Annotated in this window: 17 protein-coding genes and 1 pseudogene; 4 read left to right on the top strand and 14 right to left on the bottom strand. The window is 72.0% G+C overall.

Going from position 1 to position 20,589, the window contains the following annotated elements; all coding sequences use genetic code 11:
- The first annotated feature begins 48 nt into the window (after nt 1-48).
- Nucleotides 49-1,383, top strand: coding sequence for an MFS transporter (locus tag CP973_RS35110; protein WP_150248045.1), 1,335 nt, complete (start codon nt 49-51; stop codon nt 1,381-1,383).
- 66 nt (nt 1,384-1,449) lie between these two features.
- On the opposite strand, the gene CP973_RS35115 is transcribed toward CP973_RS35110, so the two are convergent.
- The 14 genes and pseudogenes from CP973_RS35115 to CP973_RS35180 all read right to left on the bottom strand — a co-directional run bounded on the left by CP973_RS35115 (nt 1,450) and on the right by CP973_RS35180 (nt 16,856).
- Nucleotides 1,450-2,043: a Uma2 family endonuclease gene (locus CP973_RS35115; RefSeq protein ID WP_150248047.1), complete on the bottom strand. Its 594-nt coding sequence runs from the start codon at nt 2,041-2,043 to the stop codon at nt 1,450-1,452.
- 97 nt (nt 2,044-2,140) lie between these two features.
- Nucleotides 2,141-2,285, bottom strand: a pseudogene (locus CP973_RS35120) (DUF3140 domain-containing protein); the annotation flags it as partial.
- A 27-nt stretch (nt 2,286-2,312) separates the two neighbouring features.
- Nucleotides 2,313-2,537, bottom strand: coding sequence for a hypervirulence associated TUDOR domain-containing protein (locus CP973_RS35125; RefSeq protein WP_150248049.1), 225 nt, complete (start codon nt 2,535-2,537; stop codon nt 2,313-2,315).
- 119 nt (nt 2,538-2,656) lie between these two features.
- Nucleotides 2,657-3,934, bottom strand: a complete 1,278-nt coding sequence (locus tag CP973_RS35130) for a thymidine phosphorylase (RefSeq protein ID WP_150248051.1) — start codon at nt 3,932-3,934, stop codon at nt 2,657-2,659.
- A gap of 171 nt (nt 3,935-4,105) precedes the next feature.
- A complete protein-coding gene (locus tag CP973_RS35135) occupies nt 4,106-4,531 on the bottom strand; it encodes a cytidine deaminase (RefSeq protein WP_150248053.1) in 426 nt (141 codons plus the stop codon).
- Entirely contained in the window at nt 4,528-5,811 is a 1,284-nt protein-coding gene (locus tag CP973_RS35140) for an ABC transporter permease (RefSeq protein WP_150248055.1), read from the bottom strand. Before CP973_RS35140 ends, CP973_RS35135 begins: the two co-directional genes overlap by 4 nt.
- A complete protein-coding gene (locus CP973_RS35145) occupies nt 5,808-6,932 on the bottom strand; it encodes an ABC transporter permease (RefSeq protein WP_150248057.1) in 1,125 nt (374 codons plus the stop codon). Before CP973_RS35145 ends, CP973_RS35140 begins: the two co-directional genes overlap by 4 nt.
- Nucleotides 6,929-8,440, bottom strand: a complete 1,512-nt coding sequence (locus CP973_RS35150; protein ID WP_208853358.1) for an ABC transporter ATP-binding protein — start codon at nt 8,438-8,440, stop codon at nt 6,929-6,931. The genes CP973_RS35145 and CP973_RS35150 overlap by 4 nt, the downstream gene beginning before the upstream one ends.
- A 292-nt stretch (nt 8,441-8,732) precedes the next feature.
- A complete protein-coding gene (locus CP973_RS35155; RefSeq protein WP_150248061.1) occupies nt 8,733-9,764 on the bottom strand; it encodes a BMP family lipoprotein in 1,032 nt (343 codons plus the stop codon).
- Nucleotides 9,765-10,465: 701 nt separating this feature from the next.
- Nucleotides 10,466-11,695, bottom strand: a complete 1,230-nt coding sequence (locus CP973_RS35160; RefSeq protein ID WP_150250725.1) for an amidohydrolase — start codon at nt 11,693-11,695, stop codon at nt 10,466-10,468.
- A gap of 127 nt (nt 11,696-11,822) precedes the next feature.
- Entirely contained in the window at nt 11,823-13,115 is a 1,293-nt protein-coding gene (locus CP973_RS35165; RefSeq protein ID WP_244410303.1) for a hypothetical protein, read from the bottom strand.
- A gap of 155 nt (nt 13,116-13,270) precedes the next feature.
- Nucleotides 13,271-14,203, bottom strand: coding sequence for an N-acetylneuraminate synthase family protein (locus CP973_RS35170; RefSeq protein ID WP_150248063.1), 933 nt, complete (start codon nt 14,201-14,203; stop codon nt 13,271-13,273).
- Between the two features lie 20 nt (nt 14,204-14,223).
- Nucleotides 14,224-15,477: an acylneuraminate cytidylyltransferase gene (locus CP973_RS35175; protein ID WP_150248065.1), complete on the bottom strand. Its 1,254-nt coding sequence runs from the start codon at nt 15,475-15,477 to the stop codon at nt 14,224-14,226.
- A gap of 53 nt (nt 15,478-15,530) precedes the next feature.
- On the bottom strand, nt 15,531-16,856 hold the full coding sequence (locus CP973_RS35180; RefSeq protein WP_167538573.1) for a DUF6716 putative glycosyltransferase: 1,326 nt from the start codon (nt 16,854-16,856) through the stop codon (nt 15,531-15,533).
- A gap of 187 nt (nt 16,857-17,043) precedes the next feature.
- Between CP973_RS35180 and CP973_RS35185 the strand changes: the two genes are divergently transcribed.
- The 3 genes from CP973_RS35185 to CP973_RS35195 are packed head-to-tail and all read left to right on the top strand — an operon-like array spanning nt 17,044 to nt 20,587.
- Nucleotides 17,044-18,021, top strand: a complete 978-nt coding sequence (locus CP973_RS35185; protein ID WP_150248068.1) for a glycosyltransferase family 2 protein — start codon at nt 17,044-17,046, stop codon at nt 18,019-18,021.
- Nucleotides 18,021-19,394, top strand: a complete 1,374-nt coding sequence (locus tag CP973_RS35190) for a polysialyltransferase family glycosyltransferase (RefSeq protein WP_150248070.1) — start codon at nt 18,021-18,023, stop codon at nt 19,392-19,394. The genes CP973_RS35185 and CP973_RS35190 overlap by 1 nt, the downstream gene beginning before the upstream one ends.
- Nucleotides 19,391-20,587: an acyltransferase family protein gene (locus tag CP973_RS35195; protein ID WP_150248072.1), complete on the top strand. Its 1,197-nt coding sequence runs from the start codon at nt 19,391-19,393 to the stop codon at nt 20,585-20,587. Before CP973_RS35190 ends, CP973_RS35195 begins: the two co-directional genes overlap by 4 nt.
- Nucleotides 20,588-20,589 lie beyond the last annotated feature (2 nt).

A 20,589-nucleotide genomic window follows, 5' to 3' on the forward strand; every position in this document is an offset into this window, starting at 1 on the left:
CGTTTCTATGCATTGGACGCATGAAACGTACCGGCTTACGTTCGGATCATGCCTCCCGCTGATACCGGGGCGTCGGCCGCCGCGCGCGCCGGCGCCTCCGCGCAGTCGTCCCCCGTCACCTCCTCCACGCCCGCCGCCGACGCGCACCCGGCGCCCGGCCCCGAGGCCGCCAAGCTGCACCCGGGCGGCCCCGGCTACCGCCGGATGAGCTTCGCGCTGTTCGCCGCGGGCGTCGCCACCTTCGCGCTCCTGTACTCGACGCAGGCGCTGCTCCCCGCGATCTCCGCCGACCTCGCCGTCGCGCCCGACCAGGCCAGCTGGACCGTGTCGGCCGCGACGTTCGGCCTGGCCCTGGCCGTCATCCCGCTGAGCGCGCTGTCCGAACGCTTCGGCCGCCGCACGATGATGACCGCCTCCCTGTCGGTCGCCGCGCTGATCGCCATGCTGGTCCCGTTCGCCCCCGACCTGGGCTGGCTGGTCGCGCTGCGCGCCGTCCAGGGCGTGGCGCTGGCCGGGCTCCCGGCCTCCGCGATGGCGTTCCTGGCCGAGGAGGTACGGGCCAAGGCGCTGGTCGCCGCGATCGGCCTGTTCGTCGCGGGCAACAGCATCGGCGGCATGTCGGGCCGCATCGTCACCGGCTGGGTGGCCCAGGCGTGGGGCTGGCGCGCGGCGCTCGGCGCGGTCGGCGTGCTGGCCGTGATCTGCGCCGTGACCTTCCGCCTCCTGGTGCCCAGGGCCCGGCACTTCTCGCCCCGCAAGGTCGGCCCGCGCGCCCTGGCCCGTACCCTCGGCGGCCACCTGTCCGACCCGCTGCTGCGCCGCCTCTACGGCATCGGCGCCCTCTTCATGACGGTCTTCGGCGCGGTCTACACGGTCATCGGCTACCGCCTCGTCGGCGAACCCTTCAACCTCCCCCAGGGCATCGTCGGCTCGATCTTCCTGGTCTACCTCGTCGGTACGGTCTCCTCCGCCGCCGCGGGCCGCCTGGTCGGCCGCGTCGGCCGGCGCGGGGCCCTCTACCTCGCGGTCGGCACCACGGCGGCGGGCCTCCTGCTCACCCTCACCGCGTCGATCACCGCGGTCCTGCTGGGCCTGGTCCTGATCACCGCGGGCTTCTTCGCGGGCCACGCGGTGGCGTCGTCCTCGGTGAGCCGCGCCGCGAAGACGGCCCGCGCGCAGGCCTCGGCGCTCTACCAGTGCGCGTACTACATCGGCAGCAGCGTCGGCGGCGCGCTGGGCGCGGCGGCGTTCCACGCGGGCGGCTGGGAGGCCACCGTGGCGCTGGGCCTGGCCGCGATGGTCGGCGCCGCGTCGATCACGCTGTACGCGACGCGGAAGGCGATGGCGGAGCGCCGGGTTCCGCAGGTGCGGAAGGCCGCGTAACGGCCGCTCGCAGCCCGAAGGGCCCATCCCGCCACCTGTCCTGGTGGGGTGGGTCCTTCGTTCGTGTCAGGGGCCGAAGGGGAACACGCTGGTGTCGATGGTGAGGCCGAAGGGCTCCGGCAGGTGGATGTCCTCCCCGAACTTCACCGCCTGGAGTTCCTGGTAGACGGCGTCCTCCGGCTCCCCGAACAGCGTGACCGTAGGCCCGGGAGGAGCGAAGCGATCGATGAGGAGGTACAGCGGGACTCCTGCCTCCGCATATGCAGCCGTCTTGTTCAGCCGGTCGAAGCTCGCGTTGTTCGGCGAGGTGATCTCGACAACCAGCTCCGCCGCCGTGAGCGGGACGCTCTCGCCTCCTTCGATCCGGTCCAGCACGTCGTCCGGGACCACGACGAGGTCGGGGATGAACAGCCGCCCACGCATGGGGTGGGTGACTCCGAGCGTTTGGTACACACCCCATTCTTCGGGCAGCACCGTGTACAGCCTTCGGTGCACCTTTTCGGCGATGCGGTTGTGAGGGGCAGCCGGTGGCGGTGACACAACGATGACTCCATCAATGATCTCCACCTTGCTGCCCTCGGGCCAGTCCGCTTCCTGCCAGAAGCGGAGCAGCTCATCCCAGTACTCCGCCGGAGCGGGGTCGGCGGGGAGTGCGCTCATGGCGGTCTCCTTACGTGTTGTGGCACCGACCCCAGCATGACGAACGGGACTGGCGCCGGTCCACCAGTCCCGTTCACCCGAACGATTCATCCAGCCCTCACCCCTTCAACGGATCACGTCCCCAATTCATCAACGAATACGGCCACGTCGTCTCCTTCACGTCCCCCGACGGCTTGCGCGAGATGGCGATGGACGTACCCCGTCACCTTGCGCATGTGGGCGTAATCGTCGCCCGAGAGATCCGGTCGTCCTTCGTCTTCGCCATGGCTTCAGGACCGCTTCTTCTTCAAAGCCCCGGGCTTGTGCACGGCCGAGCCGCCGGACTTGTCGCTGCGGACCTTGTACTGCGGGGCGTCCGGGGAGGCGTCCACCGTGCGGCCCGCTTCCTCCGTGCGCCGGGTGATCTTCTTCTCCACCTTGCCGACGGCCTCGCTGCCGTGGCTTCTCCAGGTGACCTTGTCGCCCTTGCCGAAGTCGTCCTTCTTCTTGGCCATCGCCGCTCTCGCCGCTCTCCTCGGAGTCAGGTGCTTCCAGCACACCACCGGACGGAGCGCGGCGCGCGCCGGGCGCGCCCCGGAGGGGGCGCGCCCGGCGGCAGCGGTGCGGAGCCGGATCAGCCGATGCGGTCCAGCACCACCGGGCGCGGCGTGAAGTCCGTGCCGGGCGGGGCGATGAGGACGCCGCCGTCGAGGGCTTCGAGGGCGTAGGGGAGCTTCTCGGGGGTGTCGGTGTGGAGGGTGAGCAGAGGCTGGCCCTCCTTGACCTCGTCGCCGGGCTTGGCGTGGAGTTCGATGCCCGCGCCCGCCTGGACCGGGTCCTCCTTGCGGGCGCGGCCCGCGCCCAGGCGCCAGGCGGAGACGCCCACGGCGTACGCGTCGAGGGTGGTCAGGACGCCGGAGGAGGCGGCGTTGACGGTGTGCTGCTCGCGGGCGACGGGCAGCGGCGCGTCGGGGTCGCCGCCCTGGGCCTGGATCATGCGGCGCCAGTGGTCCATGGCGGAGCCGTCGGCGAGGGCCTTGGCCGGGTCGGCGTCCTTCAGGCCCGCCGCGTCGAGCATTTCGCGGGCGAGGGCCAGGGTGAGTTCGACGACGTCGGCCGGGCCGCCGCCGGCCAGGACCTCCACCGACTCGCGGACTTCGAGGGCGTTGCCCGCGGTCAGGCCGAGCGGGGTGGACATGTCGGTGAGCAGGGCGGAGGTCCGTACGCCGTGGTCGGTGCCGAGTTCGACCATGGTGGTGGCCAGTTCCCGGGCGTCCTCGATGTTCTTCATGAAGGCGCCGGAGCCGACCTTGACGTCCAGGACGAGCGAGCCGGTGCCCTCGGCGATCTTCTTGGACATGATCGAGGAGGCGATGAGCGGGATGGCCTCGACGGTGCCGGTGACGTCGCGCAGCGCGTAGAGCTTCTTGTCGGCGGGGGCCAGGCCGTCGCCTGCCGCGCAGATGACGGAGCCGACGCGGTCCAGTACGTCCATCATCTCGGCGTTGGACAGCAGCGCCCGCCAGCCGGGGATGGACTCCAGCTTGTCGAGGGTGCCGCCGGTGTGGCCGAGGCCGCGGCCGGAGAGCTGCGGCACGGCCGCGCCGCAGGCGGCGACGAGGGGCGCGAGCGGCAGTGTGATCTTGTCGCCGACGCCGCCGGTGGAGTGCTTGTCCGCGGTCGGGCGGGCCAGCGTGGAGAAGTCCATCCGCTCGCCGGAAGCGATCATGGCGGCGGTCCAGCGGGCGATCTCCGTACGGTTCATGCCGTTGAGGAAGATCGCCATCGCCAGGGCCGACATCTGCTCGTGGGCGACCTCGCCGCGCGTATAGGCGTCGATGACCCAGTCGATCTGCTCGGGGGTCAGCTCCTGCTTGTCGCGCTTCGCGCGGATGACCGAGATGACGTCCATCTGGGCTTCCTTTCCGTGGAACGGCCGGCTCAGCCCGTCCCTGTACCCGGGAACGACGCGGCGAGCGGGCGCCAACAGTTCTACACGCATAGAGCCCGGAGATCGAGAGGCCCGCACCGCTCCGGGGGCGGTGCGGGCCGGTGGTCCCTCCAGCGGGGACCCGATGGTCCGCTAACGGGCCAGGTGCTGGGGGCCGAACGCGTCGGGCAGCAGGTCGCTCAGGCGCCGTACGCCCGCGTCCCCGCCGTCGATGAGGAGGTCCGGGCCGCCGTGCTCGTACAGCAGCTGGCGGCAGCGGCCGCACGGGACCAGCAGCTCGCCCTGGCCGTCCACACAGGTGAAGGCGGTCAGCTGGCCGCCGCCGGTGGCGGCCAGCGCGGACACCAGGCCGCATTCGGCGCACAGGCCCAGTCCGTACGAGGCGTTCTCGACGTTGCAGCCGACGACCGTACGCCCGTCGTCGGCCAGGGCCGCCGCACCGACCGGGTAGCCGGAGTACGGGGCGTACGCCCGGGACATCGCATCCCGGGCCGCCTCGCGGAGCTTGTCCCAGTCGACCGGCACCCGGCCGTCGTGCACCTGCCCATTGCCCGTCATGTGCCCTGCCCCCGCCGGTACGGCTTGCCGTTGGCCTTCGGCGGGCGCAGCCGCTGCGCGAACAGGGCCAGCACCAGCAGCGTGGCGATGTACGGGCTGGCCTCGACCAGCTCCAGCGGCACCACGTCGGCCGCGAAGTACCAGAGCACGAGGAGCACTGCCGCGGCGCCGGAGACCGCCGCCTGCGCGCGCTTGGCGGCGCGCAGGCGGAACAGCGCCAGCACGGCGAGCAGCGCGGCCAGGCCCAGCAGCAGGGCGTGCACGGTCGGGCCGCCGCTGCGCAGCTGCATGGCGTCCATGAAGCCGAACAGGCCGGCGCCCATCGCGACGCCGCCGGGCCGCCAGTTGCCGAAGATCATCGTGGCCAGGCCGATGTAGCCGCGGCCGCCGGTCTGGCCGTCCTGGTAGAAGTGCGTGCCGATGGACAGGAACGCGCCGCCGAGCCCGGCCAGCGCGCCGGAGACCAGCACCGCCGCGTACTTGTACGTGTAGACGTTGACGCCCAGCGACTCCGCCGAGACCGGCGCCTCGCCGCAGGAGCGCAGGCGCAGGCCGAAGGACGAGCGCCACAGCAGGTAGAAGGTGCCGACGAAGAGCAGGACGGCCAGCACGGTGAGCCAGGAGACGTTGGTGACCAGGCCGCCGAGGACGCCGGCCACGTCGGAGACGAGGAACCAGTGGTGGTTCTCGACCGTCTGGAGCCAGTCCGAGAGGCCCGGGATGCTGAACGTCGGCATGTCGGCCATCGGCGGCGACTGCTTGTCGTTGCCGCCCGCCTTCATCGCCGCGCTGCCCTCGGCGCCGAACCAGAGCGTGGCCAGGTACTGCGTCGCGCCCAGCGCCAGGATGTTGACGGCGACACCGGAGACGATGTGGTCGACGCCGAAGGTGACGGTGGCGATGGCGTGCACCAGGCCGCCGAGCGCGCCGCCGAGGATGCCGATGGCCGCGGCGGCCCACGGGCCGTGCTGCCAGCCGACCCAGCCGGCCGCGAACGAGCCGAGCATCATCATGCCTTCGAGGCCGATGTTGACCACACCGGCCCGCTCGGCCCACAGGCCGCCGAGGCCGGCCAGGCCGATCGAGGTGGCGGCGGCGAGCGCCGCGCTGAACTGTCCGGCGGAGGTCAGGTCGTTGGTGCCGGTGACCGCGCGCAGCACGGACACCGCGACGATCGCCCCGGCGACGATCAGCAGGATGACCGGGTAGGTCAGCTTGCGGCGACCGCCGCCCGACGCGCTGGCGCCGGGCCGGGCCGCGGGCTTGAGTTCCGTACTCACGCGGTCGCCTCCGCCTTGTCGTTCTCGTTGGTACGGGCCTGGGCGGCCAGTTCCTCGCCGACCTTGCGCTGCTGGGCGCGCAGCCCGTAGCGGCGCACGATCTCGTACGCGATGACCACGCACAGCACGATCACGCCCTGGATGACGCCGACGATCTCCTGCGCGTACCCCTCGAACTCCAGGCGGGAGCCGGTGCGGTCGAGGAACGCCCACAGCAGCGCGCCGAAGGCCATGCCGACCGGGTGGTTGCGGCCCAGCAGCGCGATGGCGATGCCGGTGAAGCCGATGCCGGCCGGGAAGTCGGTGCCGTAGTTGAAGGACTCGCCGAGCAGCGTGGGCATACCGACCAGACCGGCCGCCGCGCCCGAGAGCAGCATCGAGATGACGACCATCCGCTTGACGCTGACGCCGCTGGCCTCGGCGGCCGGCTCGGAGGCGCCCACCGCGCGCAGGTCGAAACCGAAGCGGGTGCGGTTGAGCACGAACCAGTAGACGAACCCGGCCAGTGCGGCGATCACCACGAAGCCGTAGACCGGCTTGGGGTGGGTCGGGAAGCTGAAGAAGTGGCTGGACTCCGGCAGGAACTTCGTGTGCAGGAGGTTGCCGTCCTTGATGGCGAGGCGGCCGTCCTGGAGGAAGTAGCCGATCACCGAGGCGGCGATGGCGTTCAGCATGATCGTGGTGATCACCTCGCTGACGCCGCGCGAGGTCTTCAGTACGCCCGCGATGCCCGACCACAGCGCGCCCACCAGCATCGCGATGACGATGAGCAGGATGATCTGAAGGGCGCCGGGCAGCGCGATCGCGCCGCCGACCGCCGCGGCCGCGAAGGCCGCGAGCCGGTACTGCCCGTCCACACCGATGTTGAAGAGGTTCATCCGGAAGCCGATGGCGACCGCCAGTGCCGACAGGTAGTACGGCACCGCCTTGTTGATGATCCAGACCTGGCTGTCGCTGTAGTGGCCGTAGTCGGCCATGATCCAGTAGGCCCGCAGCGGGTTCTCGCCCGAGGCCAGGAAGACCAGCGAGCTGATGACGAACGCGGCGGCGATGGCCAGCAGCGGCGCGGCGAGCGCCAGCAGGACCTTGTCCTTGGTCAGCGACCTGGTGAGCGTCTTCACTCCCGGTCACCACCCTCGCGGGTGTCAGCGTCTTCAGCGGTGAGATGACCGCTGGCGGCACCGGTCATGGCCGAGCCCAACTCCTCCGGGGTGATGGTCGCGGGGTCGGCGTCCGCGACCAGCCGGCCCCGGTACATCACCCGCAGGGTGTCGGAGAGCCCGATCAGCTCGTCCAGGTCAGCAGAGATCAGCAGCACCGCCAGGCCCTCCCGGCGCGCCGCGCGGATCTGCTCCCAGATCTGCGCCTGCGCGCCGACGTCCACGCCCCGCGTGGGGTGGGCGGCGATCAGCAGCTTGGGGTGGTGGCTCATCTCGCGGCCGACGATCAGCTTCTGCTGGTTGCCGCCGGACAGCGAGGCCGCCGTCACCTCGATGCCGGGCGTCCGTACGTCGTACTCGGCGACGATCCGCTCGGTGTCCTTGCGGGCCGCGGCCAGGTCCAGCAGCCTGCCCTTGCTGTTGGGGCGCTCGGTGACGTGGCCGAGGATGCGGTTCTCCCACAGGGGTGCTTCCAGGAGCAGCGCGTGCCGGTGGCGGTCCTCGGGTACGTACCCGATGCCGCCCTCGCGGCGCTTGCGCGTACTGGCCGCGGACAGGTCCTGCCCGTCCAGCGTCACCACGCCGCCGTCCAGGGTGCGGGTGCCCATGATCGCCTCGACCAGTTCGGCCTGGCCGTTGCCCTCGACACCGGCGACGCCGAGCACCTCTCCCTTGTGGATGGTGAAGGTGATCCCGTCCAGCACGGTCCGCACGACCCCGTCGGAGTCGGTGGCCGACAGCCGCAGGTCCTCGACCCCCAGCATCGGCGTGTCCGTCACCGTCGACTCGCGCGTCTCCGGCGACGGCAGCTCACTGCCCACCATCAGCTCGGCGAGCTGCTTGGGCGTGGTCTTCGACGGCTCCACGGACGCGACGGTGGTGCCCCGGCGGATGACCGTGATGTCGTCCGCGACCGACAGCACCTCGCCCAGCTTGTGCGAGATGAAGATGACGGTCAGGCCCTCGGACTTCAGCTCCCGCAGGTTGTCGAAGAGCGCGTCGACCTCCTGCGGGACGAGGACCGCGGTCGGCTCGTCGAGGATGAGCGTACGGGCGCCGCGGTAGAGGACCTTCAGGATCTCCACCCGCTGGCGGTCCGCGACACCGAGGTCCTCCACGAGGACGTCCGGCCGGATGGCCAGCCCGTACGCGTCCGAGATCTCCATGATCCTGGCGCGGGCCCTGGCGCCGATGCCGTGCAGCTTCTCCGCGCCGAGCACGACGTTCTCCAGCACGGAGAGGTTGTCGGCCAGCATGAAGTGCTGGTGCACCATGCCGATGCCGCGGGCGATGGCGTCCGCGGGGGTGCTGAGCGCCGCCTGCTCGCCGTCGAGCGTGATGGTGCCCTCGTCCGGCTTCTGCATGCCGTAAAGGATCTTCATCAGCGTCGACTTGCCCGCGCCGTTCTCGCCGCACAGGGCGTGCACGGTACCGCGGCGGACCGTCAGGTCGATGTCGTGGTTGGCCACGACACCGGGAAACCGCTTGGTGATGCCGCGGAGTTCGACGGCCGCGGGGCCCGGCTCGGCCGGGCGGCTGATCGTGGGTGCTGCGTTGATGGCGCACTCCCCTCGGGGGTGGATGTCCTGGGCGGACGGCGTGTACGGGACGGCGGCGGCAGTCGGTACCGGCCGTCGAGGGCGCGGGCCCGGGCGTGGGCACGGTCCGGTCGCGCGGTGATCCGGCCGCGGTGCGAGCCGCGGCCGCGGTGGGGCCGGGCGGGGCCGGGCCGGCTGGCGGCCCGCCCCTCTCCGGGCCCTGCTACGGCGTTTCCCTGACCTTCACCTTGCCCTCGACGATCTTCTGCCGGGCGGCGTCGATCTGCGGCTGGATGTCCTTGATGAAGCCGCCCGACGTGGCGAGCGTGACGCCCTTCTTCTTCATGTCGTACGCGTGCACGCCCGTCAACGGCTTGCCGTCCTCGACGCTCTTGATCAGGTCGAAGACCGCCACGTCGACGTTCTTGACCACCGACGTCAGGATGCAGTCCTTGTACTTGGCAAGACCCGGCTGCTGATACTGGTCGGAGTCCACGCCGATCGCCCAGGCACCCTTGCGCTTGCTGATCGCCTCGATGGCGCCCGCGCCCGACTGGCCGGCCGCAGAGTAGATCACGTCGATACCGCTGTCCAGCATGCCGCCCGCCTTCGCCTTGGCGGCGGCCGGGTCGTTGAACCCCTTGTCGTTGTTGGGGTACAGGTACTGCGACGTGACCTTGGTGTTCGGGTCCGTGTCCTTTACACCCTGCTCGAAACCGGCCTGGAACTTCTGGATCAGCGCGTTGTTCACCCCGCCGATGAAGCCGACCTTGTGGTTCTTGCTCTTGAGCGCGGCGGCGACACCCGCCAGGTACGAGCCCTCGTGCTCCGCGAACACCATCGCGTCCACGTTCTTGCCCTGCGGTACGGCGTCGACCACCCCGAAGGTCGTCTCCGGGAAGTCCTTGGCGACGTTCTCGATGGACCGGCTGTAGGCAAAACCCACGCCTATGACCGGGTTGTACCCGGCCTCGGCGAACGACGTGAGCCGCTGCTCACGGTCCGCCTCCGTCTCACCGTTCTTCGCGGTGAGCATCTTGACGTTGACGCCCAGCTTCTTCCTGGCGTTCTCGGTACCGCGGGCGGCCGCCTCGTTGAAGGAGTGGTCGTCCCGCCCGCCGATGTCGAAAGCGAGCCCGACACCGGCGTGGCTGGCGCGGTTCGCCTCGGCGAAGCTCTGACCGCAAGCGGTGGCGGTGAGCGCGAGAAGCGCGGAGGCGCTGGCCGCGGCGACAAACCTGGTGACCCGACGCAAGGGGCCTTTCCCTTCGCTCGAAGCGCCTACGTTGGCGCGGTAGCGCCCACGTGGCGCTGGCTTTACGGGAGATTAACGCGCGTAGACCTGGCGGAAAACCCTTTGTTGGGTGGCTGTTATCTATTCGTTCTGCATGCCGCTGGCGCGGCGGGTGGGGGGTACCGGGCCCGCGCTTCGCGCGGATGCGCGTTTGCTTTGTTTGTGGGGCGGGGGTGCGCAGGGGGCCATCTCCTCGGCGCCTGGAGTGAACCAGGGTTTGTCCGTAACCGGGGCTACGGTCGTCCTGCGGGGAGTGTCCCCCTGCACACCCCCTCCCGTCGTTTGGCGAGTGCGAGCCGGTGGGGGGAAGAAAAAGAACGATCACCCTGATGGGCGCCCACCGTATGGTGAGGCTCGCCCACGCCTAAGCGCTGGCCGGGGTGTCCCTGGCCACGCGTCAGCCGTCGCCGCTCGCGTCGTCACAGCCGTAAAGCTTGGGTTTGTGCAGTTCCCAGCCACGGCGACGGGAAAGCCGCGAACGGCGCGGGCTCGGGGACATACAGGGGTCTCCCCGCAGGACGGCCGAGACCCCGGTTAAGAACGAACACAAGGATGACTCCCGGCGCCGAGGAGTGACCCCTGTGTGGCCCCGAGCCCCCACCCACCGGACAGACCGCGCAGACGCGCACCCCCACCAGGGCAACCGAAAATCCACGCACCCGTCACAACGTGACAAGCATCGCCGCAGCCGTGAACAACTCCACCCCAGCCCGCACCGCCCCCTCGTCCGCGTCGAAGTCCCCCCGGTGGAGGTCGTAGCGGACGGTGCTCCCCGGTGGGCGTACGCCCAGGCGGGCCATCGCTCCGGGGACGCGCTCCAGGTACCAGGAGAAGTCCTCACCGCCCAGGGACTGCTCGGTGCCCTCGACCGAATGGGGTCCGCGGCGGGCGGCCATCGCGTCGTGGAGAAGCTGGGTGGAGACCGGCTCGTTCACCACGGGCGGCACCCCGCGGACGTAGTTGATCTGGCACTTCGCTCCGTGCAGCGCCGCGATCTCGTCGATCGCCGCGTGGACCAGATCCGGCGCCTCGCGCCATGCGTCGAGGTCCAGGCACCGAACCGTTCCGGCGAGCTCCGCGTGCTGGGGGATGACGTTGCAGGCGTGGCCGACGTCCAGGCGGCCCCAGGTCACCGCGAGGCCGGCGCGGGTGTCGACCCGGCGGGAGAGCAGTGCGGGTACGTCGACGGCGACCCGGGCGGCGGCCGTGACCAGGTCGGTGGTCAGGTGGGGCCGGGCCGTGTGGCCGCCGGGGCCGTCGAGGGAGAGTTCCAGGCGGTCGCAGGCGGAGGTGATCGCGCCGGTGCGCAGGCCGATGCGCCCGGCGTCCACCCGCGGGTCGCAGTGCACGGCGAGGATGCGGCCCACGCCGTCCAGCGCGCCGGCGCCGATCGCGTCGGTCGCGCCGCCGGGCAGCACCTCCTCGGCGGGCTGGAAGAGGAGGCGCACGGGGCGCGGCAGCCGCCCTTCGCGGGCCAGTTCGGCCAGCACCAGGCCCGCGCCGAGGACGACGGCGGTGTGCACGTCGTGGCCGCACGCGTGTGCCCGGTTGGGGACCGTGGAGCGGTACGGAACCGTCTTCACGTCGGGGATCGGCAGCGCGTCGATGTCCGCCCGCAGCGCGAGCAGCGGCTGGTCGCCGTCCCAGGGCGCGAGGCCGGGCGTGATGTCACAGATCAGGCCGGTGCCGATGGACAGGACGCGGGGGGCCAGGCCGGCCCGCTCCAGGCGCGCCTTGAGCGCTGCGGTGGTGCGGAACTCCTGGTTGCCGAGCTCGGGATGCATGTGCAAGTCACGGCGGAATTCGATGAGTTCGGCGCACAACGCGTCCGGCAGCGCGCCGGGCAGCGGTTCCCCGGCCGGGGCGTCATCGGTTTCTGCCTCGCGGGACATCAAGTGGTTCACCCGTTGAAGGGTACGGGGGCCGCTGGGGCAACTGTCCCTCGATCAACAAAAGTTCAGCCCGTTAGGGGAAGAATATCTAGGCCGCCCGGCGCATGGGGTAGTCATCACTGGGGTATCAGGACTGGTTCCGCTTCTTTCCGGAAACAGGGGTGCCGGACGGTTGCGGCCGGTCCGCTGAGCCGTGCGCGGCCAGGCCGTCGTGACACGGCGCCGGGGGCAGGCGGCGTACGCCCCGCGCCGTCCCCGTCACCCCGGACAGGAAGCCCTCGGCGCGCGGCGACGCCTTGCCGGTCAGCCAGGACGGGTCGATGTCGCACACCGCGACGCCCACGCCGGTGCCGGTGAGGGCGAGCGGGAGCGTGTGGACGACGGTGGAGGGGAAGCTGAGGATCAGCTTGCCGATCGGGCCGCGGCGGGCGATGAGTTCCAAGGGCAGGTCGGGCCGTACGACTTCCAGGCCGGTTTCGGCGGCGAGCCGGTGGAGTTTGCCGGTGGACTCGCGCCGGTGGGCGAAGTAGCGGGTGGCGCCGTGGGCGCGGGCGAGCGAGCGGACGGCCTCCAGGTAGTGGTCGGTGTCGATGACACCGGTCTCGACCAGTGAGGTGCCGACGATGTCCGTACCGCGGGTCAGGCGCGGCGGACCGAACCGCCGTCTGGTCCAGGCGAATTCGTTCGACAGGACGCGGATGCCCGGTGGCGCCTCGACGGGCATGGAGGTGAAGAGGCCGACGGTGCGCCGGCCGCCTTCGGGTGCGGGGCCGAGCCGGCGGCGGGCGGCGGCCGCGAACGGCGCGAAGGCCAGGTCGCGCGGGCCGCGCCCGCCGCCGTACCGGTGCCAGCGCACCAGGCGTTCGCCGTTGGCCAGTTGGGTGATGAACTCCATGGTGGCGGTGCCGTCGTCCACCACGACCAGGTCGCGGGCCCGGGTGAGCGTGAGCAGGAGCTGGACGTAGCGCGAGAAGGGATCGCCGATGACGACGCGTCCGGCGCGCCGCAGCCGCCGGGTGAGGCCGCCGATGGTGCGCAGCGGCGCGGCCGCCCCGTCGCGCGCCTCCTCCCAGCGTACGGAGAAGCCCTCCTCGCGGGCGAGTTCGGCCATCCGGCGGAGCTGGCCGCGGGTCATCGGGTCGTGCGGGGCGAGGACGACGACGGTCAGGGCCGGGGCCTGTTCGCCGTGCGCCCATTCCAGGACGTTGAGCAGTTGCACCGGGCTCTCGACGAAGGCGAGGGTGCCCGCGGCCTGGGCCTTGGCGGCTTCCGCCGCCTGGGCCGTGGCCTGCTTCGCGGCCTGCCGCGCCGCCCGCCGCGCGGCCCGTCCGGACGCGGGCCCGGTGGCACTGCTCTTCGCCGCCGCGCCGCCGGGCACCCGGCTCGCGGCGGGTCTGCGGGGCTGCCGGGGTACCCCCAGGAGGCGGCGGACGGGAGTACCCGCCGCCTCCTGGGGCGGGCCACAGGCCCCGTCTGGGTAGCTCACGGTGTGTCCGTCCCGTCCGTAAGGCGTCAGGAGCAGTTGCGCGGTGGCAGGTGCGGTCGGTCGTACGGTGGCGGTCCCGGCCCGCCGGGTCAGGCCGAGACGGGCTCCCGGTCGGCGGCCTCCGCCTCGGCGACGACGCCCGCGACCCGGCGCAGCTTCTTCATCGGGCCCAGCTCGCTCTCGTAGACCTTCTTGACGCCGTCGCCGAGGGACTCCTCGATGGTGCGGATGTCGCGGACGAGGCGGGTCAGGCCCTGCGGTTCCACGGAGGCGGCCTGGTCGGAGCCCCACATGGCGCGGTCGAGGGTGATGTGGCGCTCGACGAAGGCGGCGCCGAGGGCGACGGCGGCGAGGGTGGTCTGCAGGCCGGTCTCGTGGCCGCTGTAGCCGATCGGGACGTTGGGGTATTCGGCCTGGAGGGTGTGGATCATGCGGAGATTCAGCTCTTCGGCCTTGGCGGGGTAGGTCGAAGTGGCGTGGCACAGGACGATGTTGTCGCTGCCGAGGACCTCGACCGCGTGCCGGATCTGCCGGGGGGTGGACATGCCGGTGGAGAGGATCACCGTGCGGCCGGTGGCGCGCATGGCGCGCAGCAGTTCGTCGTCGGTGAGCGAGGCGGAGGCGACCTTGTAGCAGGGGACGTCGAACTTCTCTAGGAAGGCGACGGACTCCACGTCCCAGGGGGAGGCGAACCAGGCGATGCCGCGCTTCCCGGCGTACTCGTCGATGGCGCGGTAGCCGTCCTCGTCGAACTCCACGCGGTGGCGGTAGTCGATGTAGGTCATCCGGCCCCAGGGGGTGTCGCGCTCGATGTCCCACTGGTCGCGCGGGGTGCAGATCTCCGGGGTGCGCTTCTGGAACTTCACGGCGTCGCAGCCGGCGTCCGCGGCGGCGTCGATCAGCGCGAAGGCGTTCTCCAGGTCGCCGTTGTGGTTGATGCCGATCTCACCGGTGACGTAGACGGGGCGGCCGGGGCCGACGAGCCGGTCGCCGAGGGTGCGCAGACGGGAGGTGCTGGTCATCTTGGGGAGTTCCTTCTTCGTTAGAGGGTGGGGCCGAGGAGCCACGAGGCGATCTCGCGGATCGCGCCGCCGCCTCCGGGGGTGGAGGTGACGGCGCGTGCGGCGCCGCGGACGACGTCATGGGCGCTCGCGACCGCCACGGGCCAGCCGACGAGGCCGAAGCACGGGAGGTCGTTGACGTCGTTGCCGACGTAGAGCACGCGCTCGGGCGCGATGCCCTGTTCCTCGCACCACTGCTTGAGCGCGAGGTCCTTGCGGTCGATGCCGTGGAGCACGGGCAGGCGCAGTTTCATGGCCCGTGCGGCGACGACCGGGTTCACTTCCGTGGACAGGATGAGCAGCTTCAGCTCCGCCTTGCGCAGGGCGGCGATGCCGAGGCCGTCGCCGCGGTGCACGGCGACCATCTCCCGTCCGTCGGAGTCGACGAGCACCCGGTCGTCGGTCTGGGTGCCGTCGAAGTCGAGGACGACCGCGTCGATGTCGTCGCGGGTCGGGAGCGCGCCGGGGCGCGCGGTGTCGAGGAGGGGCGCGAGGGCGCGGGCGCGGGCGAGGTCGTGCGGGTCGTCGATCTCCAGGACGCGGGCCGGGTCGGTGCGGACCAGTTCCGTACGGCCGAAGAAGCGGTGGCCCGCGGCGCGGAAGCCGGCCGCGTCCATGGCGTACGCGGCGCCGGTCTCCAGGAAGTCCTGGGGGCGGTCCTGGCGGCGGGGGCGGAAGGACTTGTCGTGGTTGACACCGGTGCCGCCGGGGGCGGAGGCGGGTACGGGTACGTCCCGCGCCGGGTCCGCGGCGACCGCCGCGTCCGCCTCTTCGCGCCACACGAAGCCGTGGAACGGCGCCACCGTCAGCGCGCTGTCCGCACCGGCCTCCACCACCGCGGCGGCCACCGCGTCGATGTCCTCGCGGACGAGGAAGGGGCTGGTGCACTGGACGAGGAGGACCGCGTCGACGGGCTTGCCGTGTTCGGCCTCGTACGCGTCCATGGCGTGCAGGACGGCGGCCTCGCTGGTGGCGGTGTCGCCCGCGATGGCGCCGGGGCGGCGCACCACGACAGCGCCCGCGCCGCGCGCCGCGGCGGCTATGCCGGCGTCGTCGGTGGAGACCACGACGTCGGTGACCAGCCGGGCCGCGCGGCATTCGCGGACCGCGCGGGCGATCAGCGGGACGCCGCCGACCGCGGCGAGGTTCTTGGCGGGTACGCCCTTGGAGCCGCCGCGCGCGGGAATGACGGCGACGACGGTGGGCGCGGCCGGGCGGCTCGGTGGGGTCGGCATGGCGGGCTCCTTCGGGGGGCCGTGCGGGCTCCGGGGGCGGACGGGCGGGCTGCTCACAGCTGTCCCCAGCGGCGGATGGCGGGGGCGACGCGCTGGACGCCGTGGCGGTAGGCGCCGCGGGCGGCGTCGCGCACGGTGTCCCGGGCCAGCCGGCGCAGCCCGCCGGGCTCGGTGGTCTCGGCGGCCCGGCCGGGCAGCGGTGCGCCCTGGGGGCCGAGGCCGTGGCGGGCGAGGATGCCGGGGAGGTATCCGGGGGCGGTGCGGGGTGTGTAGTACGGGGTGAGGGGCGGCAGGGCGGCGGCGCGCAGGGCGGTGACGCGGGCGCGGGCGGCGTCGAAGGCGGTGGCGTACGTCCCTTCGGCGGCGACGCCCTGGCGGGCCAGCCAGTCGGAGTCGGGCTCGGGGCGGTGGCCGGCGTCCAGCTCGTCCCAGGAGGCGAGGCAGCCGGAGCCGAGGAAGTGGTGGTTGCCGAGGACTTCGCGGATGCCGAGGTCGGTGAGGACGGCGGTGGGGATGCCCCGGTGCAGGGACTCCAGCGCGGCCGTCGAGCTGACCGTCACCAGGAGGTCGGTGCGGTCCAGGACCTCGCCCATGTTCCCGTACGCGAGGCGGCAGTTGGGGGGCAGGCCGCCGGGGAGGCGGGCGGCCAGCTTCTGGTACGGGAGTTCCTCGATGTGCGTGGTGTGTTCGCCGGGCTTGCTGCGCAGCTTGACCAGCACCTCGCGGTCGGGGTGCCGCCGGGCGTGTTCGGCCGCGCGGCGCAGCAGGTACGTACGGTCGTCGCGGCGGTCCGGCACGGAGGGCTGGGCGGCGAAGACGACCGTGTACGGGCGGCCGCCGAGGGCGGGCTCGTACGGGGCGCCGCCCAGGAAGGGCAGGGCGCATTCGACGACGCTGCCGCCGTCGGCGCCGACGCCCTCGTACACCGCGCGGAAGCGGTCCGCGTCGTGCCGGGAGTTGGCGAGGACCACGTCCGCGCCGTGCCGCAGCAGCAGGCCGTCGGCCAGCTTCTCGTAGACGACGCCGACGTAGCCGGTGACGACGACGGGCCGCCGGGCCGCGCCGCGCCAGGCGTGCGCCAGGCCGTGCAGCATCGCCTGCACGGCGCCGCCGACGCAGGCGAGGACGACCACGTCGTACCGCGCGGTGTCCTTCATCAGCTCCAGGAAGTCCACGCCGCGGATCTCGCGCAGCGTGTCCGCACGGGCGCCGACCTCGTCGAGCTGGCGGACCGTGGGGGTGGCACGGCCGCGGAGCAGATATCCGTCCAGACGGATGTCCGTTTGAATGCGGTACGCTGTCAAAGCGCCCCATTTCCAGCGGGTATCCGAATCCGCGAGCACCGCGACGCGCGGCTGGGAAGTGGTACGAGTGGGCACGACGAAAACGCTAGGAAGGCGTTCCGTTCGGCGGGCCAACGGTGCCGCAACAACGGGTTAACAGCGCGCCGCAGGACGGCGAACCAGCAGGCCGAATTGCCAGGTTAACCATCCCGCCATTCTTCGTTCACTCCTGGGTTCGCGTCCCGTCAAGACGAATGCCTGGACCGCGCCTAACGTCACCCGGGTGGTTAAGCTCTCCGTCGTCGTGCCGTTCTACAACGTGCAGACATATGCGCCCGACACCCTGCGAAGCCTGGCGGCCAACGCCCGCGAGGACTTCGAATTCCTGCTCGTGGACGACTGCTCGCGGGACGAGACACCGCGGATCCTGGCGCGCGCCGAGGGCGAGCTGCCGGGCGCGCGCGTGCTGCGGCACGAGCGGAACGGCGGTCTGGCCACCGCCCGCAACACCGGCCTGGACGCGGCCGCCGGCGAGTATGTGACCTTCCTGGACGGGGATGACTGGCTGGCCCCCGGCTACTACGGGCAACTCCTCGACGTGATCGAGGGGTTGGGGTGCGACTTCGTGCGCACGGACCATGTGCAGTGCACCGCGCGGGCCCGTTCGGTGCACCGCGTCCCGTACGGCCGCCGCGATGTCGCCCTGGACCCGCGCGAGCTGATCCTGCCCGCCGACCGCTCCACCTCCGTCGACTACGCCTTCGCCTGGGCCGGCATCTACCACCGCCGCCTGCTGGACGACGGCCTGCTGCATTTCCGGCACGGCCTGCGTACGGCGGAGGACCGGCCGTGGATCTGGCGGCTGCACCGCGAGGCGCGGTCGATGGCGGTGACCGGGCTGCTCGGCGTCTTCTACCGGCGCGGGGTGGCGTCCTCGCTCACCCAGATCGGTGATGTGCGGCAGCTCGATTTCATCCGGGCGTTTGATCAGGTGATCGAGGAAACGGCGCGGGACCGGGACGCGGACCGGCTGCTGCCAAAAGCCGTACGCACCTATTGCGCCATCATTTCCCACCACCTCGGCTCGATCGAACGTTTCGAGCCGCCGGTGGCCCGTAAATTGCGCGCCCTGAGCGCGGCGGCGCTGAAAAGAATGCCGCAGGACGTACTGAAGGAAGCACTGGATTCGATGGACACGCAGCGCGCCTCCCGTCTGCGACGGCTGCGCCGCCGTCCGGTTCCGGCGGGGGTGGCCGCCTGATGGCCCCCCGTACCGACGCACCGGCGCGGCCGCGTACGCAGATCTTCCTGGCGTCCACCCTGTACGGGGCCGCGACGCTCGCCGCCGCACTGGACACCGACCGCTTCGCCCCGGCCGGCCGCCGGCTGCTGCTGGTCAGCAACAACGCCGCGACGCCGGAGACCTCGACGCCGCTGGACGGGATGCCCGGCTTCGAGCGGCTGCGCGGCCGGTTCGACCGGGTGCTGTCGTGGAACGAGACGATCAGCCCGTTCCACCCCGGCGGCTGGTCCCCGCGCCAGGACGACGTGCCGCTGTGGGAGCGGCACCTGCGGCTGCTGTGGGACCTGGGCGAGGACGCGGTCGAGCTGATCGTGGAGTCCATCCAGGTCCATCCCGCGCTCGCGCTGGCCCAGCTCTTCCCGGGCGCGCCGGTCGACGTGTACGCGGACGGGCTGATGAGCTACGGGCCCACCCGCAACAAGCTGGACCCGCTGATCGGCACCCGGGTGCGCCGCCTGCTGCACCTGGACCTCGTACCGGGTCTGAAACCGTTGCTGCTCACCGAGTTCGGGGTGGGCGCGGAGACCGTGCCGACCGACGCGTTTCGCGCGGTGCTCGCCGAACTGGCCGAGGACTTCGACGATCCGGCGCTACACGCCGTACCGGAGGGCGCGGCGCTGCTCCTCGGGCAGTACCTGTCCGCGCTGGGCATCCTCACGCCCGAGGAAGAGGAGGAGCTGCACACGCGGATGCTGCGCGGCGCGGTACGGCGCGGGCACCGCCAGGTCGTGTTTAAGCCGCACCCGTCCGCGCCGGCCCGCTGGTCCCGGGCGCTGGAGCGGGAGGCGGACAAGCTCGGTGCCGAGCTGACCGTGCTGGCCACGCCGGTGCTCGCCGAGGTGCTCTACCAGCGCAAACGGCCCGCGCTCGTGGTCGGCTGCTTCTCGACCGCGCTGCTGACGGCGTCCGCGTTCTACGGCCTGCCGACCGCCCGCGTGGGCACGGACCTGCTGCTGGAGCGCCTGACCCCGTACCAGAACAGCAATCGCGTGCCGGTCACCCTCGTCGACGCGCTGGTGCCCGACCTGGCGGACGAGCCGGGGACGAAGCCGGTGCCGACACACCTCAACGGGCTGGTCGGCGCGGTCGGTTACGCGATGCAGAACCAGATCTACCCGGAGCTGCGCCCGGTCGCCGAGCGCTATCTCGCCGCCCATCTGAACGAGCGCACCCGGCGTTACTTCAAGCGCCGCCGGCTGACCGCGCTCGCGCTGCCCGGAGCGATCCCGGCCCAGCTGTCCTTCATCCCGCGCAACGCGGCCGTGCGCAGGGTCGCGCGGCGCGCGCGGGCGATGCAGCGGCGTCTGAAGAAGCGGGCCGCGTTCGGATGACCGCTCAGCTCCCGGCGGAGGCACCGCCGCCCGCGGTGGTACAAGGCCCGGCAACCATGTCCGCGCTGGTCACCCGGCCGGTGCCGGCCGCGCGCAAGGGCGCGGCGCCGCCCGGCAAGAGGTCCCGTGGCGCGCCGCGCCTGCGCGCCCTCGACGGACTGCGCCTGATCGCCGCCCTGATGGTGGCCGCCTATCACCTCGGCGGCCGCAACGGCGAGATAGCCCAGGCGTGGGGCAGCTCGCCCGCGCGCCAGTTCCCGTCGCTGCACGGCGCGTTCGCGTACGGCTGCCTCGGCGTGCAGATCTTCTTCGTGATCAGCGGCTTCGTGATCTGCATGAGCGGCTGGGGGCGGCCGCTGCGCGCCTTCATCGCCTCCCGGATCTCGCGGCTGTACCCCGCGTACTGGGTGGCGGTCCTGCTGGTCACGGCGGTCTTGGCGCTGCCGTGGGTGGCGTTCAAGGCGCTGGGTCCCAGCGACGTGCTGACGAACCTGACGATGCTCCAGCAGCCGCTGGGCGCCAAACGGGTGCTGGGCGTGTGCTGGACGCTGTGGGCCGAGATGCGGTTCTACGCGCTGTTCGCGCTGTGCGTCATCCTGCCGGGCGCCACCCGCCGCCGGGTGGTGCTCTTCTGCGCGGGCTGGACGCTGGCGGCGGCGGTGGCGCAGGCCGCGCGCGTACCGGCGCTGGACATCGTGCTGATGCCGCAGTACGCGCCGTTCTTCATCGGCGGCATCGGCTGCTACCTGCTGCACCGCTACGGCGGGCGGGACCCGGTGGCGTGGGCGGTGGTGGGCGTCAGCTGGCTCATCGGGCAGCACTTCGCGGTGGCCGGGCTGTGGCACCCGCCCTCCGCGCACGCCTTCTCCTACCGCTCGGCACTGGTCGTCATCGCGGTCGTCACGGTGGGCTTCGCGCTGGTGGTGGCGATCGCGCTGGGCCGGACGCAGTGGGCGAACTGGCGCTGGCTGACGGTCGCCGGAGCGCTGACGTACCCGTTCTACCTGGTGCACGAGCACCTGGGCTGGGTGGTGGTGCAGGGGCTGCACGGCGGGCTGCGCCTCCCCTCGTACGCGACGTTCGCGCTCACCATCGTGCTGATGCTGGCGCTGGCGTGGGTGCTGCACCGCTGGGTGGAGCGGCCCCTCACGCCCGTACTGAAGCGGGCGATCGATCCACGGCCCCAGCGCTGAGG

This window comes from Streptomyces albofaciens JCM 4342 (assembly GCF_008634025.1).
Taxonomy (GTDB): Bacteria; Actinomycetota; Actinomycetes; order Streptomycetales; family Streptomycetaceae; genus Streptomyces; species Streptomyces albofaciens.

Excerpts from the sequence above, each read along its gene's own strand:
- CP973_RS35110 (WP_150248045.1), top strand. The coding sequence starts at position 49 with ATGCCTCCCGCTGATACCGGGGCGTCGGCCGCCGCGCGCGCCGGCGCC.
- CP973_RS35115 (WP_150248047.1), bottom strand. The coding sequence starts at position 2,043 with ATGAGCGCACTCCCCGCCGACCCCGCTCCGGCGGAGTACTGGGATGAG.
- CP973_RS35125 (WP_150248049.1), bottom strand. The coding sequence starts at position 2,537 with ATGGCCAAGAAGAAGGACGACTTCGGCAAGGGCGACAAGGTCACCTGG.
- CP973_RS35130 (WP_150248051.1), bottom strand. The coding sequence starts at position 3,934 with ATGGACGTCATCTCGGTCATCCGCGCGAAGCGCGACAAGCAGGAGCTG.
- CP973_RS35135 (WP_150248053.1), bottom strand. The coding sequence starts at position 4,531 with ATGACGGGCAATGGGCAGGTGCACGACGGCCGGGTGCCGGTCGACTGG.
- CP973_RS35160 (WP_150250725.1), bottom strand. The coding sequence starts at position 11,695 with ATGTCCCGCGAGGCAGAAACCGATGACGCCCCGGCCGGGGAACCGCTG.
- CP973_RS35170 (WP_150248063.1), bottom strand. The coding sequence starts at position 14,203 with ATGACCAGCACCTCCCGTCTGCGCACCCTCGGCGACCGGCTCGTCGGC.
- CP973_RS35175 (WP_150248065.1), bottom strand. The coding sequence starts at position 15,477 with ATGCCGACCCCACCGAGCCGCCCGGCCGCGCCCACCGTCGTCGCCGTC.
- CP973_RS35190 (WP_150248070.1), top strand. The coding sequence starts at position 18,021 with ATGGCCCCCCGTACCGACGCACCGGCGCGGCCGCGTACGCAGATCTTC.
- CP973_RS35195 (WP_150248072.1), top strand. The coding sequence starts at position 19,391 with ATGACCGCTCAGCTCCCGGCGGAGGCACCGCCGCCCGCGGTGGTACAA.